Annotated in this window: 17 protein-coding genes, 2 tRNA genes and 1 pseudogene; 11 read left to right on the top strand and 9 right to left on the bottom strand. The window is 58.7% G+C overall.

The window, feature by feature from the left end; translation table 11 throughout:
• From P8Y39_07820 to P8Y39_07810, 3 genes are all read right to left on the bottom strand, one after another.
• Window positions 1-216 (bottom strand): hypothetical protein (locus P8Y39_07820; protein MEJ2192242.1); only part of this gene is annotated, 216 nt, incomplete at its 3' end.
• The gene (locus tag P8Y39_07815; protein MEJ2192241.1) at window positions 213-1640 is read right to left on the bottom strand and encodes a radical SAM protein; all 1428 of its coding nucleotides are present in this window, start codon (window positions 1638-1640) and stop codon (window positions 213-215) included. The genes P8Y39_07820 and P8Y39_07815, both read right to left, overlap by 4 nt.
• A gap of 331 nt (window positions 1641-1971) precedes the next feature.
• On the bottom strand, window positions 1972-2214 hold the full coding sequence (locus tag P8Y39_07810; protein ID MEJ2192240.1) for a hypothetical protein: 243 nt from the start codon (window positions 2212-2214) through the stop codon (window positions 1972-1974).
• A 101-nt stretch (window positions 2215-2315) separates the two neighbouring features.
• On the opposite strand from P8Y39_07810, the gene P8Y39_07805 reads away from it, so the two are divergent.
• The 6 genes from P8Y39_07805 to P8Y39_07780 all read left to right on the top strand — a co-directional run bounded on the left by P8Y39_07805 (window position 2316) and on the right by P8Y39_07780 (window position 5958).
• Window positions 2316-3362 carry a hypothetical protein gene (locus tag P8Y39_07805; protein MEJ2192239.1) on the top strand — a complete coding sequence of 349 codons (1047 nt, stop codon included), beginning with the start codon at window positions 2316-2318 and terminating at the stop codon, window positions 3360-3362.
• 138 nt (window positions 3363-3500) lie between these two features.
• Window positions 3501-3959, top strand: a complete 459-nt coding sequence (rpiB, locus tag P8Y39_07800) for a ribose 5-phosphate isomerase B (protein ID MEJ2192238.1) — start codon at window positions 3501-3503, stop codon at window positions 3957-3959.
• Window positions 3949-5193 carry a serine hydroxymethyltransferase gene (glyA, locus tag P8Y39_07795; GenBank protein MEJ2192237.1) on the top strand — a complete coding sequence of 415 codons (1245 nt, stop codon included), beginning with the start codon at window positions 3949-3951 and terminating at the stop codon, window positions 5191-5193. The genes rpiB and glyA overlap by 11 nt, the downstream gene beginning before the upstream one ends.
• Window positions 5190-5660, top strand: coding sequence for a transcriptional regulator NrdR (nrdR, locus tag P8Y39_07790; GenBank protein MEJ2192236.1), 471 nt, complete (start codon window positions 5190-5192; stop codon window positions 5658-5660). Before glyA ends, nrdR begins: the two co-directional genes overlap by 4 nt.
• 122 nt (window positions 5661-5782) lie before the next feature.
• Window positions 5783-5856: transfer RNA gene (locus tag P8Y39_07785), tRNA-Gln, on the top strand.
• A gap of 26 nt (window positions 5857-5882) precedes the next feature.
• Window positions 5883-5958, top strand: a tRNA-Glu gene (locus tag P8Y39_07780).
• Between the two features lie 7 nt (window positions 5959-5965).
• Here the strand turns inward: P8Y39_07780 and P8Y39_07775 are convergent.
• From P8Y39_07775 to P8Y39_07750, 6 genes and pseudogenes are all read right to left on the bottom strand, one after another.
• The gene (locus P8Y39_07775) at window positions 5966-7627 is read right to left on the bottom strand and encodes a TolC family protein (protein ID MEJ2192235.1); all 1662 of its coding nucleotides are present in this window, start codon (window positions 7625-7627) and stop codon (window positions 5966-5968) included.
• Complete coding sequence (locus P8Y39_07770) at window positions 7624-10722, bottom strand: efflux RND transporter permease subunit (protein ID MEJ2192234.1); 3099 nt, start codon at window positions 10720-10722, stop codon at window positions 7624-7626. Before P8Y39_07770 ends, P8Y39_07775 begins: the two co-directional genes overlap by 4 nt.
• 12 nt (window positions 10723-10734) lie before the next feature.
• On the bottom strand, window positions 10735-11793 hold the full coding sequence (locus P8Y39_07765) for an efflux RND transporter periplasmic adaptor subunit (protein MEJ2192233.1): 1059 nt from the start codon (window positions 11791-11793) through the stop codon (window positions 10735-10737).
• A gap of 654 nt (window positions 11794-12447) precedes the next feature.
• Window positions 12448-15075 (bottom strand): response regulator, encoded by a 2628-nt coding sequence (locus tag P8Y39_07760; GenBank protein ID MEJ2192232.1) that lies wholly within the window; start codon window positions 15073-15075, stop codon window positions 12448-12450.
• A 35-nt stretch (window positions 15076-15110) separates the two neighbouring features.
• On the bottom strand, window positions 15111-16103 hold the full coding sequence (locus P8Y39_07755) for a substrate-binding domain-containing protein (protein ID MEJ2192231.1): 993 nt from the start codon (window positions 16101-16103) through the stop codon (window positions 15111-15113).
• A 298-nt stretch (window positions 16104-16401) separates the two neighbouring features.
• Window positions 16402-17529 (bottom strand): annotated as a pseudogene (locus P8Y39_07750) (IS3 family transposase).
• Between the two features lie 596 nt (window positions 17530-18125).
• On the opposite strand from P8Y39_07750, the gene P8Y39_07745 reads away from it, so the two are divergent.
• The 5 genes from P8Y39_07745 to P8Y39_07725 all read left to right on the top strand — a co-directional run bounded on the left by P8Y39_07745 (window position 18126) and on the right by P8Y39_07725 (window position 24135).
• Window positions 18126-19580, top strand: coding sequence for a catalase (locus P8Y39_07745; protein MEJ2192230.1), 1455 nt, complete (start codon window positions 18126-18128; stop codon window positions 19578-19580).
• Between the two features lie 451 nt (window positions 19581-20031).
• Window positions 20032-21231, top strand: coding sequence for an IS110 family transposase (locus tag P8Y39_07740; protein ID MEJ2192229.1), 1200 nt, complete (start codon window positions 20032-20034; stop codon window positions 21229-21231).
• Window positions 21232-21791: 560 nt separating this feature from the next.
• Window positions 21792-22655 carry a DUF362 domain-containing protein gene (locus P8Y39_07735; GenBank protein MEJ2192228.1) on the top strand — a complete coding sequence of 288 codons (864 nt, stop codon included), beginning with the start codon at window positions 21792-21794 and terminating at the stop codon, window positions 22653-22655.
• Window positions 22646-23362 (top strand): protein-L-isoaspartate O-methyltransferase, encoded by a 717-nt coding sequence (gene pcm, locus P8Y39_07730; GenBank protein ID MEJ2192227.1) that lies wholly within the window; start codon window positions 22646-22648, stop codon window positions 23360-23362. Before P8Y39_07735 ends, pcm begins: the two co-directional genes overlap by 10 nt.
• A gap of 29 nt (window positions 23363-23391) precedes the next feature.
• Window positions 23392-24135 carry a radical SAM protein gene (locus P8Y39_07725; protein ID MEJ2192226.1) on the top strand — a complete coding sequence of 248 codons (744 nt, stop codon included), beginning with the start codon at window positions 23392-23394 and terminating at the stop codon, window positions 24133-24135.
• The last annotated feature ends 33 nt before the right edge of the window (window positions 24136-24168 follow it).

Raw genomic sequence — 24168 nt, 5'->3', positions numbered from 1 at the left:
CTCCCGGAGGAGCTCCTCGGGGCTTTCGAGGGCGAAGGTCCGGGAGGCGATGCCCGGGTGTGAAAAGACCTTCGTGAGGACGGCGCGGCTCCTTTCGCTCAGGGAGCGGCCGAAGTGCTCCATGAGGAACCTCCCCGCCTCCTCCTGGCTCAGCCTCAGGGGCGGGACCGCCGTGCCCACCGAGACCAGGTGGGCACGGGCTTGCCTGCTGCTCATGCCTTCACCCCGAGGAGCCCGAGCCCCCTGCGGATGGTGCGGCTGTACCTCCAGAGGGGGGGCCTCATGCCCAGGGCGAAGGCCGCCCTGTTTATGAGGGGCAGGGCCGAAAGGCCTATGGACTCGCTTCCCGTGTAGTTCATGTGGCGTGACAGTTCTTCCCTCACCGCCCCGAGGAGCCATCCGGGGTCAACCTGAGGGGAGCAGTAAAAGACCGGTTCCAGCATGTCGCCGGCCCGGAGGGTGAGGACACCCTCCTTCCGGGCAATCGCCTCGAGCCCGGTCCCGGGGTATATGCGTACCCCGGCCTGGATAAAGGCCGCATCCCGGGGACGTACGTATTGCCGGGCGAATCGAAAGGTCTCCTTCACCGTCTCCATGGTCTCCCCCGGCCCCCCGAGGAGGAAGACCCAGAGGCAGGGCAGCCGGTGCCGATTCACCACCTCGGCCGCGCGTACCACGTCGCGGGCGGCAAAGCCCTTGTCCATGCCCTCAAGGACCCGGTCCGACGCGCTCTCCGCCGTCACCCCGATGCTTGAAAACCCGGCCTCCTCCATGGCATCGAGAAGGGGGTCGTCCATCTGCAGGGGGTTCATTTCCACGCTGTGAAGACGCGTCTCGTGCCTCCCGCGGGCCAGCTCTCCGAGGACGGCCATGGCATGGGCGTAAGGGAAGTTAAAGACGTTATCCGTAAACTCCACGTCCCGGAAACCCTGCCTCCTCAGGCCGCGCACGGCCTCAAGGGCCGCTCCGGGCTCCATCAAGCGGTAGCTCATGCCCTCCAGCTTCCGGTAGGTGCAGTACACACAGCGAAAATGGCAGCCCAGCTTTGTTTGAAGCGGTGCTGCGGCCATGCTCCGCCTGTATGCCCTAACGTTCACCCAATCGCCGTAGCGGGGGACCGAGAACCCTCCCGGCATCCTCCGGGTGGCAAGGGGGTTCTCCCTTACCTCTCCGCCCTCCAGCCAGGCCACCCCGGGTATCTTGCGCGGGGAGCCCCCTTTCTCGATGCTCCCGAGAAGGGCCGGAAAGACGGCCTCCCCCTCGGTCGGGACCACCCAGTCGACGCCCGTCCGTCGAAGGAGCTCCCCCGGCATGACGCCGGCCGCGGCGCCCCCGAGGACGACGGGGGCGGGCGTGGCGGTCCGTATCTCTTCGATGAGGGGCCCGAGCTCTCCGGGGTAGAAAAGAGGGTTTTGCATGTCGTTGTTGTCGATATTCCTCAGGGAGATGCCTACCACCTCCGGTGCCGTTCGCCCGAGAGCGCGCCGGAGAGCCCGACGGGGGTTTCTCTGGAACATGAGGTCCAGCATCCTCACACGGTGTCCGGCCCGCCGGGCCGCCTCCGCCGTAAGACACGCCCCCGCCGGCAGGACCGGGGCGGGGTGCGCGTTACGGTTTGCGCTTATGAGGAGCACATTCATGAAGAGATATCCCGCGAAAGAGGCTTCCCGGCCAGGGAACGGTCCTTCGGGGAAACGGGGTTTGCCATAACAAGAGTCTACCGCACACCGGGGGAAGTTGGCTATATGCCCTTCTCCGGCAAGTAAGGGCGGACTTCACGCGGCTGATGGGGACATCGTGATGGTTCCCCAGCAGAAAGCCCCGAGGTGCACGGGCCTGGACGGGCCCGGCCGGAAGGCTCCGGGCCTTGAGAGACGACCTATCCGCAACGGGTGGCCGCTCATGAAGCCGTCCTCTTACAATAACCCGCCCTCTGCCTCGAGGGTGCGAGGCAGAGGGGGGCCGGGCCGGTCAGCGGATATTGTACTTCTTTCTCATCTCATTAACGAGTTCGAAGGCGGTGGGTTTGCAGGTGCCGCTATGCATGCCGCTACAGACGAGGAGGGCGTCCTTCCAGTTGGCGCCGGTGTCATCGGGCGCGTCGAGCCTGGTGACGTCTTCGTACTTGCAAAGGTAGTATTCGGAGTGTTTGGACAGCTCCTCGTTGAGCTTCCGGAGAAGCTCCTCCTTTGAGATGACCTGCCGTTCTTGCATCGCTCCTCCTTTCTCTTGAACTGGACTCCTACATCCATTATGAGACGATGCATGTGAATGTCAAGGTTTTCGGCAATGCCGGCCCGTGCTAAGATGTGCCCATGGCAGGGCAAGGAGAGCGAAGCGCCCTCGGCCAGGGCGCCCGCCGCACCCGGGACGTCCTGACGAGGATGAAAAAGGGCTCCTCTGAGGTCCCGCACGCCGTGAAGCTCTCCCACGCCCATAGATTCTTCTTCAGGCCCGTAAAGCCCTACCACGTGGAGCGCACCCTCCGGAAACCCGGCGGATGGTCCTTGTTCACCCCCTTGGAAGTGTACGAGGATGGCGTCCTCTGGACGGCTGCCCATGTGCAGGGGCATCTGGCGGGGTTCCGGCTTCGGGCGGCGGGCCGCCCGAAGGGGGACGCCCTCCTGGCCGACGTGTTCTTCCGGAGGGGTGCGGCCCCCGGGCGGGACGCGGTTCGGGCGTGGCTGGAACGAAAGCTTGCCGTCCGGCAGGACCTTGGGCCGTTTTACCGGATGGCCGTGAAGGACCCCGTCCTCTCCCTCGCCGTCCGGGACCTCCGCGGCATGCACGACACCGGCAGCGGCTCCCTCTTCGGGGAGGCCGCCCTGGCCATATTGCTTCAGATGGCGCCCCTCAAGCGAAGCGAGGAGATGATGCGGTGCGTTATCAGAAATTATGGCGACCCGGCCCGCTTCGACAAAAAAGAGGTCTATGCCTGGCCCAGGGCCGAGCGTATCGCTGTCCTCCGCCCATCGAGCATCGGCCGCCGGTGCCGTCTGGGTTACAGGGCGAAGAACCTGGTCTCCCTTGCCAGGGCCCTGGGCAGAGGCTTTCCCTCCCTGGAGGAGCTTGAGGAGCTTCCCCCGGAGGAGGCCAGGGCGCGCCTCATGGAGCTTCCCGGCATAGGGGGCTATTCGGCCGACATCATCATGGGCGGCTTCCCCATAGACGCCTGGAGCGCCGAGGTCTTCAGCGTCCTCTTTTTCGGCGAGGAGGACCTGAGGGGCAGGGAGGCCGTGGAAAAGGTGAGGGCCGAGGGCGAGCGGCGGTGGGGAAGGTGGGCATGGATGGCCTTTCTCTACGTCGTCCACGACCTTGAAAACCTCTCCCGGGAGCTCGGGGTGTCCCTGCGCCTTCAGTAGCTCAAAACGCAACATAAAGGAGGACGGGCCTGCACTAGGACCAATATGTTGTGTTTCGGGTATTCGCCGCTCCTTGACTTCACCGGATGGCGTTCATTAATATAACGGGTTATCCGAAGCCCTCAGGGGGGAAGTGTCATGAAGATAGCCATCGGGTGCGACCACGCCGCCGTGGAGATGAAGGACGCGGTAGCGGCCTTGCTCACGGCCTCCGGGCTACATGTGGAGGACATGGGGACCAGGGGAAAGGACTCCGTGGACTACCCCGATTTCGGTGAGCGGGTGGCCCGTGCGGTGGCCTCGGGGGAGGCGGACAGGGGCATTCTCATCTGCGGCACCGGCATTGGGATGTCCATCGTGGCCAACAAGGTGCCGGCGGTCCGGGCGGCTCTTTGCAACGAGCCCCTGAGCGCCCGCATGAGCAGGCTTCATAACGACGCCAACGTCCTGGTGATGGGCGCCCGCCTCATCGGCCCGGCCATGGCTGCCGATATCGTGAGGACATGGCTCGAGACCCCCTTTGAGGGCGGAAGGCATGCGCTCCGCCTGGAGAAAATAACACGCATGGAAGGAAAGGCCGGCACGCATGGACCTTGACACACTGAGGGCCCGGGACCCCGAGGTCTACGACGCCATCGTCCGGGAGACCAGGCGAGAGGAGGAAAAAATAGTCCTCATCGCCTCGGAGAACTACGCGAGCCGGGCGGTGATGGAGGCCCAGGGGTCGGTCTTCACGAACAAGTACGCCGAGGGCTATCCCGGCAGGCGCTATTACGCGGGCTGCGAGTACGCCGACGTGGTGGAAAACCTGGCCATCGGGCGGGCAAAGGAGCTCTTCGGCGCCGAGCACGTCAACGTGCAGCCCCATTCCGGAAGCCAGGCCAACATGGCCGCCTATTTTGCCGTCCTCAAGCCCGGCGACACCATCATGGGCATGAGCCTGAGCCACGGCGGGCACCTCACGCATGGAGCCACGGTCAGCTTCTCGGGCACCCTGTACCGGAACGTGCCCTACGGCGTGAGCCGCGAGACCGGGACCGTGGACATGGAGGACGTGAGACGGCTAGCCCTGGAGCACAGGCCCCGGATGGTCGTGGTGGGGGCCAGCGCGTACTCCCGCATCATCGATTTCGAGGCCTTCGGCGCCATAGCCCGCGAAGCGGGGGCCTATCTCATGGCCGACATCGCCCACATAGCGGGCCTCATCGCCGCGGGAGAGCATCCCTCGCCCGTGCCCCACGCCGATTTCGTCACCACGACGACCCACAAGACCCTGCGGGGGCCGCGCGGGGGCATGATCATGTGCAAGGCCGAATACGCCAGGGCCGTGGACAAGCAGATTTTCCCCGGCATCCAGGGCGGCCCCCTGGTGCACGTGGTTGCGGCCAAGGCGGTGGCCTTCCGGGAAGCCCTCTCCCCGGAGTTCCGGGAGTACCAGAGAAGAGTCGTCCGAAACGCCAAGCGGCTGGCTTCGGAGCTTGTGGCCCGGGGTTTTCGGGTCATATCCGGAGGGACCGACAACCACCTGATGCTCATCGACCTCACGAACAAGGGCATTACCGGCAAGGAGGCCGAGCAGGCCCTGGACAAGGCGGGCATCACCGCCAACAAGAATTCCGTTCCCTTCGATGAAAGGCCGCCGGCCGTCACCAGCGGCATCCGCCTGGGCACCCCCTCGGTGACGACCCGGGGCATGGGGGAGGAGGAGATGGCCCGCATCGCGGAGCTCATCGACGAGGTCCTTCAAAACGGCCCGGATGACGCAAAAATGCAAGGATACCGGGAGCGCGTCCACTCCCTCTGCCGGCGTTTCCCCATCTACCGGTCATGAAGTGCCCCTTCTGCGGACACCACGAAGACAAGGTCATCGACTCGCGGACCAGCAAGGACGGGGCCGCCATCCGCCGGAGGCGCGAGTGCCTCGCATGCGAGCGCCGGTTCACCTCCTATGAGCGGGTGGAGGAGGTGCTTCCCCTGGTGGTCAAGAAGGACGGCAGGCGCGAGCCCTTCGACCGCGAGAAGATACTTGTCGGGCTGGCCAAGGCCCTTGAGAAGCGTCCCGTGGACGTGGAGGCACGGGAGCTGGCCGCCGACGCGGTGGAGCGAAAGTTCCTTTCCCTGGGGCTCAAAGAGGTGCCCAGCTCCCAGGTGGGAGAGGAGGTGATGGAGTGCCTGAAGGACCTAGACCAGGTGGCCTATGTGCGGTTCGCCTCGGTGTACAGGGATTTCAAGGACGTGACCGAGTTTCTGGATGAGCTGAAGACCCTTCTGAAGCCCGGCAAGTACGGGCCCTCCTGAGCGCCCGGAAGGCTCACGGGCTGCGCGCATTTTCGCTTCTGGGGCACCCCGGGCGTATTGACTGCGTTTCGGCCTTTCTGCTATACTCATGAGCAGGAAGGTATTGTTTTTTATTGGTTATTTGGGGAGTGGTGTAAGGGCAACACGGCAGACTCTGGATCTGCTTATAGGGGTTCGAATCCTCTCTCCCCAGCCACTGCCTTCATAGTCTTTACGTGTGACGGTCCCATCGTCTAGTGGCCTAGGACGCAGCCCTCTCAAGGCTGAGACACGGGTTCGAGTCCCGTTGGGACCACCATTAAAAATCAAGGGGTTACGCCGCCAGCGCTCCCCTTTCCTTCTTCACTGTCACCGGAATGTAACCATCCCCTTTCAGCACCGGCAGGGACACTTATGCCACGCCGTTCCAACAAACTTCCCTCCGCCAGATACAGCTCGATGAGAGCGATGCGGTAATTGACTACCGCCTCCACCTCGGCAATCCGGCTGGCCAGCAGATCGCGCTGGGCCTGAGCGACCTGAAGCGCGGTGCTTGTGCCAACATCAAAACGGTCCTCTTCCGCTTTCAGGGTCTCTTCCTGAAGGATGCGGGTTGCCCTGGTGGCCGAGATCTGCTGGCGGGTGCGCTCCGCCTCGTTGACGGCGAGCCTCACGTCAAGCCGGACGACTTGCTCCAGGTTCGCCAGGGCCTCAGCCGCCTGGCGTCGCGAGGCGCGCCCGGCTAGGTGCCGGCCCTCCGCGGCCCGGTTACCTACGAAATGGCTCAGGCGCACGCCCGCCGTGAAGTCATACGTGTTGCCCTCCATCGCGCGGAATGACTCCGAGAAACTGTCGGCAAAACCTGTCTTTCCCAACGCGATGAAGAGATCCAGCCTCGGGAGGAGGCCGTTTCGGGTGACAATGGTTTCGAGGCGATTCTGCTGGAGGCGCAGACGGGCCTCTTTCAAATCCGGACGCATTTCCTGGGCGAGGTCCAGACGGTCAGCCAAGTCCGAGACAGGCTGCGGATTGATGCCGGGCTCGCTTGTTGTGTTAACGGAGTAGTCCAGCCGGCCCCCGGGGCCCGGGCTGATCAACCTGAGAAGCTGCAATCTTCGCTCCTCCAGCAGGCTGCGGGCGTCTATCAGGGCCTGCCTGCGGCGGGCGACTTCGGCGCGCGCGGCGGCTGCCTCTATCTCCGGAAGTATGCCCACCTCGATCCGAAGCTCGACCTCATCGCGCTGCCTGACCGCAACCTGCAGCGACCGCTCGAATATTTCTATTTCCTTCTTCGCCAGCACATAATTCCAGTAAGCCGTTTCCGCGTCGGCCACCAGCGCCTCGGTGAAACCCCTGAGCTCGTGAAGGCTGGCCACCGCATCGAGCTCCGCCTGACGCACGCTCGCGAGGTTGACCGCGGGCCCGAACCCCCGCAAGAGCGACTGCGTGATGCTCAGCCCCAGCCGCGCACTATGCTGCTCGGGAGTGCGGTTTGAGGCCGTACGCTCCTGCTCCACCGCGGCCTCCACCGTGGTGCCGGTGGGCAGCGCCTGTCTGACTCCGGCCGCTGCGCTGGTGTCGCTTCCTTCCACGTCGAACTGCGTGCCTGTTGAGCGGGCGGTCTGGGTGGCGCGTTCCTCGGAGTAAGTGAGTTCAAAGAACAGTTCGGGGTCGAAGACGCCCCGTTCGATCTGCTCGAAGGTGCCAGCTATGACGGGGCCGAGCTGGCGAACATGGAGATCGCGATTGTTCCGAAGAGCCAGCATGATGGTCTGTTCCACCGACAGTTTGAGCGGGCCCTCCTCGGGCATTGAGAAGGCCGGTTCCCGGGTCACGCCCGGTTCGGGAATGTCGGGTAAGTCCGGGGGACGTGCGGTCTCTTTGCGAAGCTGGCGGTCGAGGCTCTGCTCAAAAAAGCCCCAGCGGTCCGGCCGAGCGCACGCGCCCGCAAGCAACAGGAAAGCGGCCGCGAGCACAAGCGGTTTCATGTGATCCTCCCGCCTTTCTCCTTCGGCTCCGGATGGAAGAGCGAGTAGACAACCGGTATCAGCACCAGAGTAATCAGCGTCGAGCCGGTGAGCCCCCCCACCACGGCCCTTGCCAGCGGTGCCTGGGCGTCGGCGCCCTCGCCGATGCCCAGAGCCAGCGGAAGCAGCGCCAGTATGGTGGTCAGAGTCGTCATCAGGATAGGCCTCAGCCTCCGGCGTCCCGCCTCGGCGATAGCCTCCTCGACGCTCATGCCTTCGCCGGTGAGGCGTCCGGCCTGGTCCACCAGCAGAATGGCATTGTTGACGACTATTCCGCCGAGCATGATGCATCCGATGTAGGACTGCACGTTGAGCGTGGTTCCGGAGAGAAACAGCATGACCAGCACGCCCACCGCCGCGACCGGCACCGAGAGCATCACGACGAGGGGATCGCGAAGCGACTCGTACAGGCAGGCAAGCACCATGTAAACGAGTACAAGCGCCAGCACCAGAGAGATGAGCAGCTCCCCGAACGCCTTCTGCTGCTCCTCGAAGTTTCCTGCCACTATAAGGTCATATCCCACTGGACGGGGTATCGCGGCCAGCAGGGCCTGCGTGTCGGAGGCCACGGAGCCCAGGTCGCGCCCAGCGACGTTGGCTGTGACCGTGACCATGCGCTGCTGGTCCTTGCGGTCGATAACCAGGGGGCCGCGGCTTGACTCGGTTGTTACGAGATTCCGAAGGGCCACCTGCTCGCCCGACCCGGTGGTCAGGGTGAGGTTGAGTATCTCATCCAGGGAGCGCTTCTCGGCATCCTTTAGCTTTACCAGGATGCGGTAGGAGTTGCCCTCCGCCCTGTACTCCCCTGCCTTGGTGCCCGCCACTGCGGTTTCGAGAATCCTTGTCACGTCGCGCGCGCTCAGACCGAGGTCAGCGAGCTTGTCGCGGTCCACGCGTATCTCGTGCTGGGGAACGCCTGCCTTGCGACTGGTCTGGACATCCGTGATGCCCGGGACCTTCCCGATCTCCGAAGCCACCCGGTCCGCCAAGGCGTCGAGGGTTTCCAGGTCGAATCCACGCACTTCCACGGTCAGCCCCTGGTCGCCTCCGAGAATCCGGTCCAGAAGGAACTGGCCCTGCGGCGCCCGAACGCGAACCTCCATCCCCGGGATCTCGCCGGTGAGCCGGCGGCGTAAGACGTTAGCGATCTCTTCATTGGACCTCTTCCGCTCGGTCGCGGGCGAAAGGGCCAGGCGGAGTTGGCCCTCGGAGGCAGCGTCCGGCCGCCACCCGGTTGCCCCCACGCTTGCCACCGACGATGTCATTTCCGGCACCAGGGCATAGACTATCTCCTCCATCCGCCGTGTCTGTTGGTCAACCAGTTCAAGGCGGGTGCCGACCTCCATCTCTCCCGTTACCCGTACCTCGCCCTCGTCGCTTGGCGGCAGGAACTCCGTGCCGATGAACGGGAGCAGAAGCAGGCTTGCCCCCATTACAAAGGCGGCAAGGAACACCGTAAGCAGACGGTGGTTCAACGCCCACCGGAGGAGGTCACGGTAGTGGACATCAAGGTTTCTGAAGGAGGCGCCAGCGGTTTCAGAAAGGCGCTCCATCACTGCCCACCGGGCTCCGCGCGCCTCCCCGGGGCGTCTCATAAGCTTGGAGGAGAGCATCGGCACCAGGCTCAGGGATACCATGAGGGAGCAGGACAGGGCGAACACGATGACGTAGGCCAGTTCCTTGAACAGGATGCCGGAGACGCCGCGCACGAAAATGAGCGGCAGGAAGATGACAAGCGTGGTCATGGTGCTCGCGATGATGGCGGACCTGACCTCCAGTGTCCCTTGCACCGCAGCTGTAGCCGGATGTTCTCCGGCCTCGTCGCGCCGCCTGAAAATGTTCTCCAGCACTACGATGGAACTGTCCACCATCATGCCCACTCCGAGGGCCAGCGCACCCAGGGTCATGAGGTTCAGCGTGAAGCCTCCGAAGAAGATGAGCGTGAAGGTCGCGATGACCGAGATGGGGATGGCCAGCGAGATGACCAGTGTGCTCCGCAGGTTGCGGAGGAAAAAAAGCAGCACCACGATAGCCAGAGCACCGCCGTAGAGGACCGAGCGGGCCACGTTGGCTATCGAGCGCTCGATGAAATTGCCCTGGTTTATGACCGGGATTATTTTTATCTGGGGGAATGCAGCGTTGACGGCGTCGATCTCGGCGAGCACACGCCTGGAGACCTCCACGGTATTGGCATCTGCCTGCTTGCGGATGGCCACCCTGAGGCCGCGCTCTCCATTTACGCGGACCAGGCGCCTCAGTTTCTCGTAAGTGTCGGAAACCTCTGCGATCTGCCCCAGAGTAACCGCAGCTTCCTCACGTTCCTCGATGACCGTGTCCCTGATCTGGGCGAGGCTCGTGAACTCCGCCGGCGCTCGCAGGGTGACTTCGTATCGGCCCTGCTCTATCTTTCCTGCGGGAAGGTCGAGGTTGGCGTCGCGGACCGCCTGGAGCACCCGGTCCAGAGGCATCCCCAGAGCGTTGATTCGGTCGGGGTCCAGCTCTATCCGGACCTCCCGGTTGAAGCCACCCCAGAGGTCCACCTGGGCCACTCCGGGAATGCGGGCGAAGCGATAGCGGATCTGATCCTCGATGAGCTTGGTAAGCTCCACGGGGTCCAGGTCGCTCGAGATGCCCAGGATGACGACCGGGAAGGTGGCGATATCGAACTTGCGCACGCGGGGCCGCACGACATCTTCGGGCAGCTCGTTTATCTCGTCCTCGAGCTTGCCCTGGACATCCAGGGCGGCGGTGTCTATGTCGGTGCCCCAGACGAAGCTGACCCGCACGCTGCTGCTGCCCTCCGAGGACACCGAGGTCATGTCTTCTACGCCGGGCACCGTACCCACGATCTCTTCGATGATCTGGGTGACCAGACGTTCCATGACCACGGGGCTTGCGCCCTCGTACTCTGTGCGGATTGTCAGGGTGGGAAGCTCGATATCCGGCAGGAGGTCGATCCTCAAACGCGTCAGGGAGACCACTCCCAGGACCACCACGATGAGGGTCACCATGGTGACGAAGATGGGTCTTCGTACGCTGAACTCCGGGAGACTCATCCGCCTTTCGCCCTAACGCGAGGGTTCGGCCCCATCGCCGGCAACATCAGAAACGGTGATCCTTGAGCCGTCCTCCACCAGTTGCTGACCCAGGACAACGACACGGCCGGAAAGCCCCTCGCCCCGTATCTGCACCCGCCCGCCATCACGGATGCCCACCTTTACTTCACGCCACGCCACCGTTTGTCCATCCCGGCTCAGTACGAACACACCCGTCCGGTCTCCGCGTCTGGACAGGGCCTGCTCCGGGACGATGGTGGCCTCCTCCACGCGATCCAGCACCGCTGTGGCTCGGATGAACATGCCGGGCTTGAGCCGCTGCTCCGGGTTTCCCACCATGAGCTCTACTCTGGCCTGCCGCGTGGCCTGGCGGAAGACGGGGGCTATGCGGTCTATCTGGCCGGGGAACTCTTCGCCCGGGAAGGCGTCGGTGGTCAGCAGGACCTGCTGGCCGGGTTTCATGCGGGCGTAGTCTTTCTCCGTGACAAATATGACGCCGGTGATAGGATCCAGCTCGACTATCGAGAGAAGCGGCGTGTTCGCCGAGACGGTCTCGCCCTGGTCCACGTGGCGCTCGGCCACAACACGGCGGTCAGCGCCGCTGCGCCAGTCAGCCCTAATCTTGGTGTACCCCAGACGAATCCGCGCGGTTTCCAGCGAGGATTCGGCCCTGGTCACGTGTGCCTCGGCGACTTCCAGCTGGACCTGCTTTGCGAGCTGGTCCGCCCTGGCCGCATCGAGCTGGACCTCGGAGGCCACACCCCGTTTACGAAGAGTCTGAATTCGCTGAAGATCGCGGTTTGCTATCTTAAGGGCGCTCCTTGTCTCTGATAGGTTTGCCCTGGCCACTTCCAGGTCTGCCTTCGCCTGGGCCACAGCCTGAATATACTCGTCGTTGTCGAGCTCCGCGACGACCTGGCCTCGTGTGACGGTGTCGGCCAGGTCCACGGCCAGCCGCTCCACGCGCCCACTTATCTTCGGGGCGACGATGAACCTGGCCCGGGCCTCCAGGGTCCCGCTGAAGGTCCGCCGAAGCTCGATGGGCCCGTGCTCTATTCTCGCCACTTCCACAGGGACGAGAGCGGACCTTCCGCGCCGTTCCTCAGGGCCGCCCTGTCCTCCAGGCCGGCCAAAGATCACCCACCCAATACCCGCGGCCACACCTATCAGCAAGACCACGGCGAGAGGTTTAAAGCGCCTCGATGCCATACCCCCTTATCTTCCTCGCACGTCGTTCGTCGCCCTTCCATCCCGGGTACCTCTTTTCCCCCTCCATGAGGCCCAGGGCCAGCCCGGCGCAATGGCGTCAGCATCCGCGAAAATCCGCAAATTATAGAAATGTCACCCACTGAACGGATGCCCTTTCTCCGAAGACATCGAAGAAAACCGACCTGTTTAATTATACATAATGTCCCGGTTCATTTTGGAAAATCCCACGTTGTGGATTTTGGAGGCCTATGGCTCATCCGGTGGCTCCATGGATTGACGCAAGAAACTTCCACCATTTCGTTGGTCCAGGGGCTATTTATTTCCAGTGCTAAGAATCACTGCTCTTGCGGGTCCGGTAGGCGCGGAGTACTGTGAGGATGTGAGAGGACACAATTCGGCGCGAAAAAGTGGAACCTCCTCTAGTGAAACTCCTCACGACAGGCCGCAGGCATACTGGAGTGCTTCGTTAAATATCTCGTATACTTCATTCGGGTTGCCCGCTAAGCACATCTCAAATCAGCTAAATTTCTTCTTGAATACTTCTTGCTCTAATGCTCTTCTTACAGCCTGTGCAAGCGTTTGTATCTGGAAAGGTTTCTTTATAAACTCAATAATCCCGGCTCTCAAGAGGCCTTCCGTATCGGCGACAGGATACGAGCTCAGTGCAATGATCTTTACGCCGGGCTGTCTCTCGTTAAGCATCTTGGCTAATTCCACTCCTCCTATCTCGGGCATCACAAGGTCCGTAATAATGAGCCCTATTTCCCCGCCATGCCCCTCGAATATCTCCAGTGCTTCTTTGCCGTTATTTGCCGTGGCTACCTCATAGCCCAGGTTGGCCAGCACCCTCTGGACAAGATCACGAACCGCCTCTTCGTCTTCCACGATCAGGATAGTCTCACCTCGCCCCTGGGGGACGGCGACATCCCTTTCCCCGGTAACTCCCTCCAACGCTTCCTTTACGGCGGGAAGATATATGACAAAGGTGGCGCTCTTCCCGGCCTCCGTCCTGACTTCAGTATGCCCACCATGCTGTTTGATGATTCCGTAAACCTGGGAGAGACCGAGTCCTGTGCCCTTGCCCACGTCCTTTGTAGTAAAGAAGGGCTCAAAAACATGGGGAAGAATGTTTGCGGGGATACCTGTACCCGTGTCCTTCACCTCCAGCGCCACCCATTCGCCGGCCGGAGAATCCGTGAGGCTCGGGGTTTCCACATGCTCCGGCCGGTAAAGACGAAACCTCAACTGTCCCCCGCCGGGCATTGCGTCACGGGCATTTACGGCCAGGTTGACAAGCACCTGCTGCATCTTTGTCAGGTCGGCCTTAACCTTGTATTCGCCTGGTTCAGCATCGAAACGGATGTGGATATTTTCTGGGATAGTCCGCCGAATGAACTTCAGGAACTCCTTGACGAAAAGCATCAGGTCCAAGCTCTTGAGCTCTCCAACAGTCTTGCGGCTGAAATCCAGCACCTGCTGTATCAGAGCCGTTGCCCTTTCACCGCTCTGCTGGATTACGGCGACCTCCTCCCGGGCCTTGGGAGGAAGGTCCGAATCAAGCAGTAGCTCGGCATAGCCGGTGATAACCGTAAGGATGTTGTTGAAGTCATGGGCGATCCCCGCAGCAAGCTGTCCCACGGCAGCAAGCCGCTCCTGCGTCTGCATGTTTTCCCTGAGCGCTCGCTCCTCCGTAACGTTTCTTATGACGAACACCACACCACGACCATCCATGGGCCGGCCTGCCACTTCAAAGACCCGAGCATGAGGTCCGCCCGTCTCCACCTCGTGCCACAGTATCTGCGGGGGAGATACCAGCAGTTCTCTGACGGGACGATCCGCCATCTGCTTCAGCGTGTCACCCACTGCCGCACCGGACAGGGTTGTGAGATACTCGACTCCGACATGATTTGAAAAGACGACACGGTCTTCTTCGTCCAGGAGGAAGACTCCCTCCGGCATCCCCTCCGTCACCGAATGAAGCAACTCCAGTTGTTTTTCCTTCTGCTGAAGTTCCGCCTTTCTCTTGGCCCTCTCCTCCGACTCCCTCCGTATGGTCTCCTGGGAGGAGACGACCTCTTCGGTAAGGTGCTGGAACCGTTTCTCGAGGATGACGAGCTGGTCGCCGCGCTCCATCCGCCAGGCCCGTCCCTGTAGCACTCGCTGAGAAAAATCGGAAATTCTATGGGTAAGCCTCTCGATGCGCCTGGCGATGAGGAACATGATGAACGCAAAGGATATGATGAATGCGACCGCCTGTATTGCACGCTGCTGCCTTTCCTTCGAAACGATGCCTCTTGTAAGCGACCGGGCGTCCTCGATCGAAATAAAAGAGGCGAACCCTATGGCCAGATCCGAGGCGCCATAATCGAAAAACCCCTTGCCTGAAACGAGGTAATGGCCCTTCAGGTCATCGAGCAGGGTACCGGGGGGAAGAAAGCCCTCTTCGCTGCTCACCAGGATACGGGGATTTTCCCCGGTTATCAGCGCCACTATGCTATCCCTTGCGGACGCTCCCTGGGAGGCGACCAGAAACTCTTCGTCAAGGGGGCTGGCGAGCATCAAGGTGGCCAGTGCCTCGCCCCTCGAATCCCTCACAATGTCGGAAGCCACGAGAAAAGGCATGCCATCGAGCCTGGTCATGAAGCTTTGGTTGTGGCTCAACTGACGCAAGAGGACCGTGGGCTGGAGCAATGACCCCGGAAGCGGCTCCGGTTTACCCCGGTAGACCTCCCTGACACTTCCCGAGGGGTCCAGCAAAAGGGCGTGACGAACATGTATCAGGAGCCGCAAGGCCGAGCTCCTGGGGAGCCATTCGGGGAGTCCCTGGTAATATTTTATCTCCGGCTGCCCTTCGTCATGCCATTTCTTGCTTTCTACATAGTCGATGAGACGTTTTTGTAAAGCGAAAAGTCTGACTGACTGATTGTACGCCTTGACATAATTGTCGAAAGACTTTCTCTCCTCCAGTGCTTGCTGGCTCAGCATTGTCCTCATATGGGCGTCTAAGGACCGTTGTACGGCAAGGGTCTCAAAGTGGTCCGCCACCAGCCATACTGTAACGCCGACCACAACAGTCACGAGAATCATTTTCGAGGTCAGCGAAATACGATTGAGACCGGGGCTAACTTTATGGACTATACCCATTTCCCTCTAAGCCCTTTACTGCATCTTTCGCCCTTCTATCTCGGCTCTCCGACCAGTTCGTCCCCTTCGAATTTCCATCCGGCTTTCCTGAGTGCGGAGGCCGGGATGATGCCAAACGTGTCATGAAGAGTCTCCACTTTTTCCAGAAGGTAATTCACTAACCTTTGAGCATCCGGATTTTCAACGTGCGCACCTTCCCACGTGGTAATGTTCAAGGTGCGGTACAGCGGGTATTCACCCGAAGAAAGGTTTCCGGAGTCGTTCGGGTCAAGACCGTCAATTTTAAGAACCTTGACCTTCCATCTGTCCTGATAATGGTGCACCATCTGAAAGGCCTCATACCCGATGGCGCCTCGATTTGAAGAAACAAGGGTAATCATATCAGGGATGGTCCCAACTTCTGTCAGTCTGGGGCTGAAAAGGTCTTCGTTGTCCAGAAGAAGCTTCCAGTGGCCGGGCCGTAATTTGCAGTGGAGTCGACCAACTGTCTTAATCGGCAGATTACGCCCTCCAAGTTCGGACCAATGATAAATCTCCCCTCGGAAAATGCGACGGGCCTCATCCATTGTGATGTCGTCAACCGGATTATCCGGATGCACTATGAGCAAAATGGGCTCTATCCCCAAGGTATGGAACCGGAGCCCCGGCAGCCGGTCCTCCTTGCCGGGCGGACAACAAAAGCCGCCAATGTCCACTGACTTGCCCACCAGCCTGCCAGCAGAGATACCGCAGGTGCCCTTAGTGACCACGATCTTCAGACCTTTCTGGCTGGCATAATCCTGAATTAATGGCAGAATGGCGGGGTACAGGTGCTGATCGAGGGTTACAACAAGGTCAGCCTTCTCCACCTGAGTGTCGTGCTCAATGGGCCTTTCCTCCCAACCTTCCGGCATCTCCTGTATCTTGGAAGGGTCGGTGAAGGCTTCACCCCTCAGGCCGTCAGGAGGGTCGGCACTGACTGAGGTGCAAAACGGCAGTGCAAAAGCAAGGCAGAGCATTAAGGCAAACTTCACACCCAGCGCTCTCATTCCCCCATCCCTTGTCTTAGTATATCTCAATCGACCGACCGATTCACATCTCAGGATATGGATTTCTTCCCGCTCGGTGAATTCGGAAAACGCGGGCTGCCACTGTTCCTACTAAAAAGGATATAAAACGGATGCTTCCGTGTTTGTCTCAAGATGTTAATTGAGATTACTTGATATTTAACGCATCAACGCTTGACGACCTCCTCTTCATGTGAAAGGAGATGGTCTGCCTGAATCGGAACCCTCGTTAATGGAAGCCTGAAGTTCTTCGCTAATATCCGCGACCTTACCCCTTCTTTTAGGCCAGGGTTAGTGAGAGTTCCCGCCCGATTTTAGCATCCTCACTCCGCTTTTCGAAAGCCCTTCTGAACGCCGTTGGCGTCATGCCGCCGAGGGAACTATGGGGCCGTTCGGTGTTGTATTCCACCCGCCACCTTTCTGTTTCCCTCTTTGCATCCTGCACGCTCAGGAACCAGTGCGTGTTCAGACACTCGTTCCTGAACGTACCATTGAAGCTCTCGACAAAGGCGTTCTGGTTGGGTTTGCCCGGCTCTATATGGTGCAGGTTCACTCCTCTCATCTTTGCCCATATCAGCATCGCCCTGCCCGTAAACTCGGGACCGTTGTCCATGACAAGCGTCTCCGGCAGTCCCCACCGCCGGGCTATGTGGTCCAGTATCCTCGTTACCCTCTCGCCGATATGCCCGTGTCCGCCTCTATTTCCACGCTCTCCCTTGTAAAGTCGTCCACTATGTTCAGCAGCCTGAACCTCCGCCCGTCGCACAGTGAATCGCTCATGGAGTCCATGCTCCAGCGTTCGCTGGGCTTCGTGGCAGGCTCAAGCGGCGCCTTGCGCTCGTACCTCGGCCCCTTCCTGCGCTTGCGTGGAAGCCGAAGCCTTCCTCCCTGTAGATGCGCTCTATCCGGTTGTGGTTGACGGCCCCAAGCTCATTCCGAATCAGAAGTGTCAGCAGCGGAGCGCCATAGCGAAGCCTCCGTGCGGCCAACTCCTTAAGCCTCTGCCTCAAATGCCCGTCGTCTTTCGGTTTTCGATTGTACTGGTGCGTCGCACGGTTAAGCCCCGCCATAGTGCAGGAGCGCCTCTCACTAAGCCCCTCTGACCTCATGATGTCCACGGCCTCCCTCAGCTGACGGGGCTTCAGTATTTTCTTTCGAGCGCCGCCTTGAGTGCCCTTATGCCCAGGGCCTGCTCGGCAACCATTTGCTTGAGCTTGCGGTTTTCGTCCTCAAGCTCCCTCAGCCGCCTGGCCTCGGACACCGTCATCCCGCCGTATTTGCTCTTCCACCGATAGAGGGTCTGCTCACTAATGCCGTACTTCCTGCAGATGTCGGCTGCCTTGATCCCGGATTCGCGCTCCTTCAGCACCCCGATGATCTGCTCCTCTGTGAATCGCTTCTGACGCATGTTCTCCTCCTTGCCCTGTAGTTTGCAAAAGGAGAACTCTCATTACAATGGCCCAGTTTTAGGGGGTAGGGTCGTAGTTTATAGCAAAAACTGCCTTGCTTGTATTTCAGACGGTCATGAGGTGCCCGGGTTGACATAGGAATTTGCTGGTGATAGCGTTCAAATTAGGAACCGTTCCGAGTAAGCCATAATGAAAAGCGGCATGACTTCAGAGGAAATCAAAAGAAGACTGATCGAGACCCTCAAGAAAAACAACCTCAGGCCACCCGGCAGAGGCTAGAAATTATTGAAGTCCTCTCAAGGGACCGAAGCCATCCGAGTGCCCGAAAGATCCTGAAGACGGTGCGACAGAAGGCTTCTCAGTAAACCGGATACGTTATGAGTATTATGGCTACTGCAAAAACTGCAGGCAGAAACAGAGAAAAAATTTGTTATTTAAATAGGAACTATTCCTATTAAAGATAAGAACAGTAAAGACGGATAGTCTCTTCCAAGGGAACAAAGATACCGCGAGCGTAAGATCAATGCCCGTGACATTAGTAACCATGTAATCAGATGAGAGGAGAAGAAACCATGGAAAAGAAGGAGGTATTAGCATGAAGAACGACGACCGTAAACCCACAACCACCGATGCCGGGATTCCCGTATCCAGCGACGAATACTCGCTGACCGTGGGGCCTGACGGACCCATCCTGCTTCAGGACCACTATCTCATCGAGCAGATGGCCAACTTCAACCGCGAACGGATTCCAGAGAGACAGCCCCACGCTAAGGGTTCCGGGGCCTTCGGACACTTTGAAGTAACAAAAGATGTCAGCGCTTACACAAAGGCTGCGGTATTCCAGCCGGACGCCAAGACGGACACGTTAATACGGTTCTCCACGGTGGCCGGCGAGCGTGGCAGCCCCGACACTTGGCGCGACCCCCGCGGGTTCGCGCTCAAGTTTTACACCAGCGAGGGCAACTACGACATGGTTGGGAACAACACGCCTGTGTTCTTTGTGCGTGACCCCATGAAGTTTCAGCACTTCATCCGCTCGCAGAAGCGCCGAGCGGACAATGCCCTGCGCGACCACGACATGCAGTGGGACTTCTGGACCCTATCGCCCGAGTCAGCCCACCAAGTCACGTGGCTGATGGGTGACCGCGGGATTCCAAAGACCTGGCGGCACATGAATGGTTACTCGAGCCACACCTATATGTGGGTCAACGTGAAGGGCGAACGCTTCTGGGTGAAGTACCACTTCAAGACCGACCAGGGCATCGATTTCCTCACACAGGAGAAGGCCGACCGGATAGCTGGCGTTGACGCTGATTACCACCGCCGTGACCTGTTCGAGGCGATCAAGCGGGGGGACTATCCTAGCTGGACGCTGAAGGTGCAGATCATGCCCTTCGAAGAGGCTGAGACCTACCGGTTCAATCCCTTCGACCTGACCAAGGTGTGGCCACACGGTGACTACCCGTTGCACGAAGTCGGTCGGCTGACGTTAGACCGTAACCCGACCGACTTCCACACCGAGATCGAGCAGGCGGCGTTCGAACCGAACAACCTCGTGTCTGGGATCGGTCCGAGCCCTGACAGGATGTTGCTCGCTCGCCTCTTCTCCTATGCCGACGCCCACCGTGCCCGCTTAGGGGTCAATTACAAGCAGATCCCGGTCAACCGGCCAAAAGTGCCGGTGCACAGCTACAGCAAGGACGGTGTGATGCGGGTTCAGAACGTGTCCGACCCGGTGTATGCGCCGAACTCGAAAGGAGGCCCGCAGGCCGACGGCAGGCGCTATCCTCAAGTGGAGGTCTGGAAGGCAAGCGGTGAGTTTATCCGCGCTGCCTATAGCTTGCGCAAGGATGACGACGATTGGGGCCAAGCCGGCGTGCTGGTGCGCAAAGTCATGGACGATGCGCAGCGCGACCGCTTGGTGTCCAACGTCGTCGGACACCTCAAAAATGGCGTGTCCGAGCCCGTGCTGAAGCGTGCCTTTGAATACTGGCGCAACATCGATAAGGAGATCGGCGACCGGATCGCTAAAGGCGTGAACGCCGACTGATCTTTAAGGATAAAGCCTAACGTGCGCCTAAGCTGCGCATGTAGTCCGTAAGCTTAGGCGCACGTTAGGCCTATCACTTTCTTTCGTAAATCTTCAATAGTTTCAAATCTCAATACCTGCGGATTCGTAGATGAAGTCTTCAGCGGCTTCGATTTCGGATACCTGCGACTTCGCAGGTGGAATCGCGAATCTCAGGGTCTTTATTGCAGGGTGATACTGACGTGAATCTCTCGGATACTCACACCTACGTATAGATCATGGTATAAAAGGATTTAGGAAGGGCAGGAGGACGAACTGCTCACTGGGTGTTAGAACCCTTGTTACTGTCTGTCCCCTGCCTCCCCAAGCCCTGATTAGTTGATTGGGCCTGAGAGCTCTAGTAACGCGGGTGTATTGGCTTAGGAGGCAGCATCCTTCCCTTCAGATAGTGATCAGAAGGAGGTATGGTGACGTGTACAAGCTTTTTGTCGGCGTCGATGTGGCAAAGGACTCATCTACTGGGCATGGGCTTAATGAACGATGCGAAAGCCTCTTTTCGATGGCTTTCCCGATGGATGGTGAGGGTTTCTCAAAGTTGTTCGACCTACTAAAGGACAACTGTGGAGACCTGTCGGAAGTGTTCGTTGCCATGGAATCTACTGCCTGCTATCACGTCAACCTGTTTTCGTTTCTTGCCGCGAAAGGTGTCACCGTGGTTGTCCTTAATCCGCTGCTGGTTTCTAATTTTGCCAAGCTTTCACTCAGGAAGACGAAGACAGACAAGAAAGATGCCCGGACCATTGCGCAATTTGCGACGATCCACAAAGACTCCATTTCTCAGCTATCAGTCTCCCAGGATCTTCAGGAGCTGAGAGACCTCTCAAGGGAGAGGGAGTCTTTGTGCCAGCAGATATCGATAAACAAGACCGAGGTCAAGAGGCTCCTTCAGACACTATTTCCCGAGTTGGAAACGATTTGCAATCTTTCAACCAAGGTGATGCTCGACTTTCTGCAGAAGTTTCCTTCCGCACGCCTGGTGAGTATTACGAAGCCCAGAGCAATCGAAAAGGCGCTGTCCAGAAAAGGCGTAGGGACAAGATTATCTTATACTTCGACGGATATTATACAGGCCGCGCGGACCTCTGTGGCAACACCCAGTCCGGCAAAGGAGATGATCCTGCGGGGGAAGGTCGCTATCCTTAAGCACCTAGGGCAGCAGCGTGACGAGCTGACTCAAGCCCTCACCGAATGCTGTAAATCAATGATGGTTGAGGACCTGGAAATCATTACCTCCATACCCGGGATCAACGGCGGCACAGCGACTAGCTTTCTTGCTGAGATCGGCACAGTACGCAATTTCCCATCATACAGAAACCTGATCGCTTTTGCCGGGATAGACCCAGTAGTGTACCAATCAGGAAAATATGAAGGATCAGGTAGGATCTCGAAGAGAGGTAATCGTCATCTGAGGAGGGTCATCTGGCTTATGACCGTAAACGTGATACAACATAACACCACGTTCGGATCTTATTTCAGGAAAAGAAGAAGCGCCGGGTATCACTATAAAAAAGCGGTACTCGCCACGGCTCACAAACTGCTCAGGGTCATTTTTGCTATGCTCTCACAACGGACTTTCTTTAAAGAAAATGCTCCTTCCGGGGGGATACGATGATATGGGTCTCCCGGCGAAAATCGATCCTGGGGCATCTGGCGAAGTCGATTCTAAGGATAAACTGCCCGAAAAGCTCTTATTGGGAATTCAGGTGAAATTGAACTCGGATATTTCTAAAGTGACGCAATTTGGGGGGACTGTGCATAGTTGACAGTACTCTGCACCTGAAGATCCAATTTCGTTACGAGGACTAGTATCGAAAGGGCGCACCTCAGGGTTTGGGGAACTGTCGAGATTTCTTTCTCACATTAATGGTCACAAATGTCTTCCCAGAATATAGCCGCGCTCGATACGACATTCGCCTACAGTCAGGCGATATCGGAGATGGAAAGAGATGTTGAATACATGTCGTAAGTGTTTAAAAAATCTATGGGCCCGTTCCTCGAACGGGTCGGGGAAAACTCTGAAGACACCGAGCGCTAAATCCTAAGCAAGCCAGATGAAGTAAATCTGAAACTTCTGTTTTTTGGATCAAAGAGTTTCGGTAGAAATGTCAACAATCCTGGAACCTAACGAGGAGCGGTATATGGTTCTCCAGCAATCAGTGATAAGATGTGGGTGTGGCAAGGGTCTCTATGATAAAAGGCGTAGATATACGTGAAAACATCAGGATGTCCCTCGACCCCATAGCTGGCGAGATCATAGAAGCCATCGGCGACAGACGGGTGGTCATAAAGCCAAACTTTGTCTCCACATCCATACAGCTTGCTGCGACTCATGCAGACCACATAAGGGGCGTCCTGGATTGCCTTGGCGAGTTTTACAAGCGAAAAGTAATCGTTGCTGAGGCGGCGGCAGGAAACACGCTTGAGGGTTACAGGAATTTCGACTACCACGGACTTCTCGACGAGTACGACCTGGAGCTTGTGGACCTGAACTGCGGGCCCTTTGAGATGGTCGAAATCGAGGACTCGACGGGGAAGCAGATATATGTGGATGTAGCAAGTCTGCTGATGAGCCCCGACAGTTACAAAATATCAGCAGCAAGGCTTAAGACCCACGACGCCGTTGTCGTTACGCTTTCCATCAAGAACATGGCAATGGGAAGCGTTTCAGGGCCCGACAAGGCGAAGGTGCATCAGGGGATCAGGCAGACAAACCTCAACATAGCGAAGCTTGCCCGGCTCGTCTGGCCTGACCTCGCCGTTATAGATGGACTTGAGGGGATGGAGGGTGATGGACCGAGCTTTGGGGATCCCATCAGCGTTTGGGTCGCCATCTCAAGCACGGACCCCTTGGCAGCGGACAGGGTGGCTTGTGAGGTCATGGGTGTGGATTTCTCTAAGGTGGGTTATCTCAATTTCTGCGAGGGTCTTGGCGAGCATGACATGGAAAGAATTGAGATTGTTGGCACGCCCCTCGCACAATGCATAAAACCCTTCAAGCTTCACAGCTCAGTGGAGGAGCAGTACAGGTGGAAGTGAGCTCCAGGGGTTGGGCAATTCCGCCACCAAGGGAACCCCGTAAGAGCAAGGAGGAGTTCCTCAAGGAAAGGCAGGAGAAGGTAAGATGGCTTGTGAGGCGCGGGTATCTCAGATCGAAGCGGCTGAAGGATGCGATTCTTAGGGTGCCGAGGGAGAACTTCATCCCCCGTCTTTACAGGGACTACGCATATCTTGAGGTTCCCCTGCCCCTCCCCGGCGAGAAGGCCACCATATCATGTCCGCACAGCTATCCCCTCTTCTACGAGCACATGGGCCTTGACGAAGGCCACAGGTTTCTGGAGGTCGGACTCGGATCGGGCTATGGCGCCGCGATAGCAAGGGAGGTGGTGGGGCCTGACGGTCTCGCGGTATCAATAGAGATGGACGCCGTGACATACGAGTTCGGCAGGAAAAACCTCATCGATGCCGGCTACGAGGACATCATTCTTGTGAAAGGCGACGGCGGCCTCGGGTATCCGGAGATGGCCCCCTATGACAGGATCTGCATAACCGCTGCATGCCGGGAGATCCCTCCGCCGCTGATGGAACAGCTCGCGGAAGGAGGAAGGCTCGTGGTGCCTTTAAAGGAATACGGGGTGCAAAACCTCGTCATGCTCGAAAAGAAAAAAGGAGGCGTCAAGAGAAAGACAATCTCCGAGGTATTATACTTGTCGCTAAGGGGAAGATACGGCGAAGACAACCCTTAGATTGAAGGATGGAGAATTGAAGGATCGAAATGTATAACGCGATTGAGCTTGCGGAGAGCACGAGTAAGATCGTGTGCAGGGACAGCCTGAGGAAGTACTACCGCTTCAGGCCTGCGAGATTTTACGGCGGGATCTCCACGGCCGACTGTGTCGGCTGCTGCCTGAGGTGCGTTTTCTGCTGGTCCTGGAACGTCGTTTCAAGGCCGACCGAGACGGGCAAATTCCACAGCCCCGAGGATGTAGCAAGGAGGCTGGTGGCGATAGCCAAGAAGAAGTTCGAGCAGCTCAGGATAAGCGGAAACGAGCCAACCATGTGCAGGGAGCACCTTGTCGAAGTATTGGAGCTTATTCCCAGAGACTATCTTTTTATTCTCGAGACAAACGGAATACTCATCGGTAGCGACGAAACCTACGCTGAGGAGCTCTCGAAATTCCCTCGTCTCTATGTGAGGGTGAGCCTTAAAGGGACCTGCGAGGAGGAGTTCTCCAGGCTAACGGGAGCGGTGCCAGAGGGTTTCGGGCTTCAGACCAAGGCCCTGGAACACCTTGTTAAGCATAAGGTGAAGACGCATCCAGCGTGCATGACAAGCTTTAGCACACAGGAAAACGTCGCGTCCCTCAAAAAGAGGCTTAAGGCGATACACCCGGCCTTTGCGGGCTTCGAGGTTGAGGAGCTTATACTTTATCCAGCCGTCAAGGAAAGGCTTAAGAAGCACGGGATCGAGTACTTTTCAGGCTACAGTCCCGACGACGCCCCGGCCGAACAGATATGATAAAAGAAGCAGTCCTTTACGAAAATCAGAAAA

Source organism: Nitrospirota bacterium, from assembly GCA_037386965.1.
In the GTDB taxonomy this organism is placed as follows: Bacteria; Nitrospirota; Thermodesulfovibrionia; order Thermodesulfovibrionales; family JdFR-86; genus JARRLN01.
Note: the sequence above shows the minus strand (reverse complement) of the source record. Positions and strands in the feature narration are given on the sequence as shown.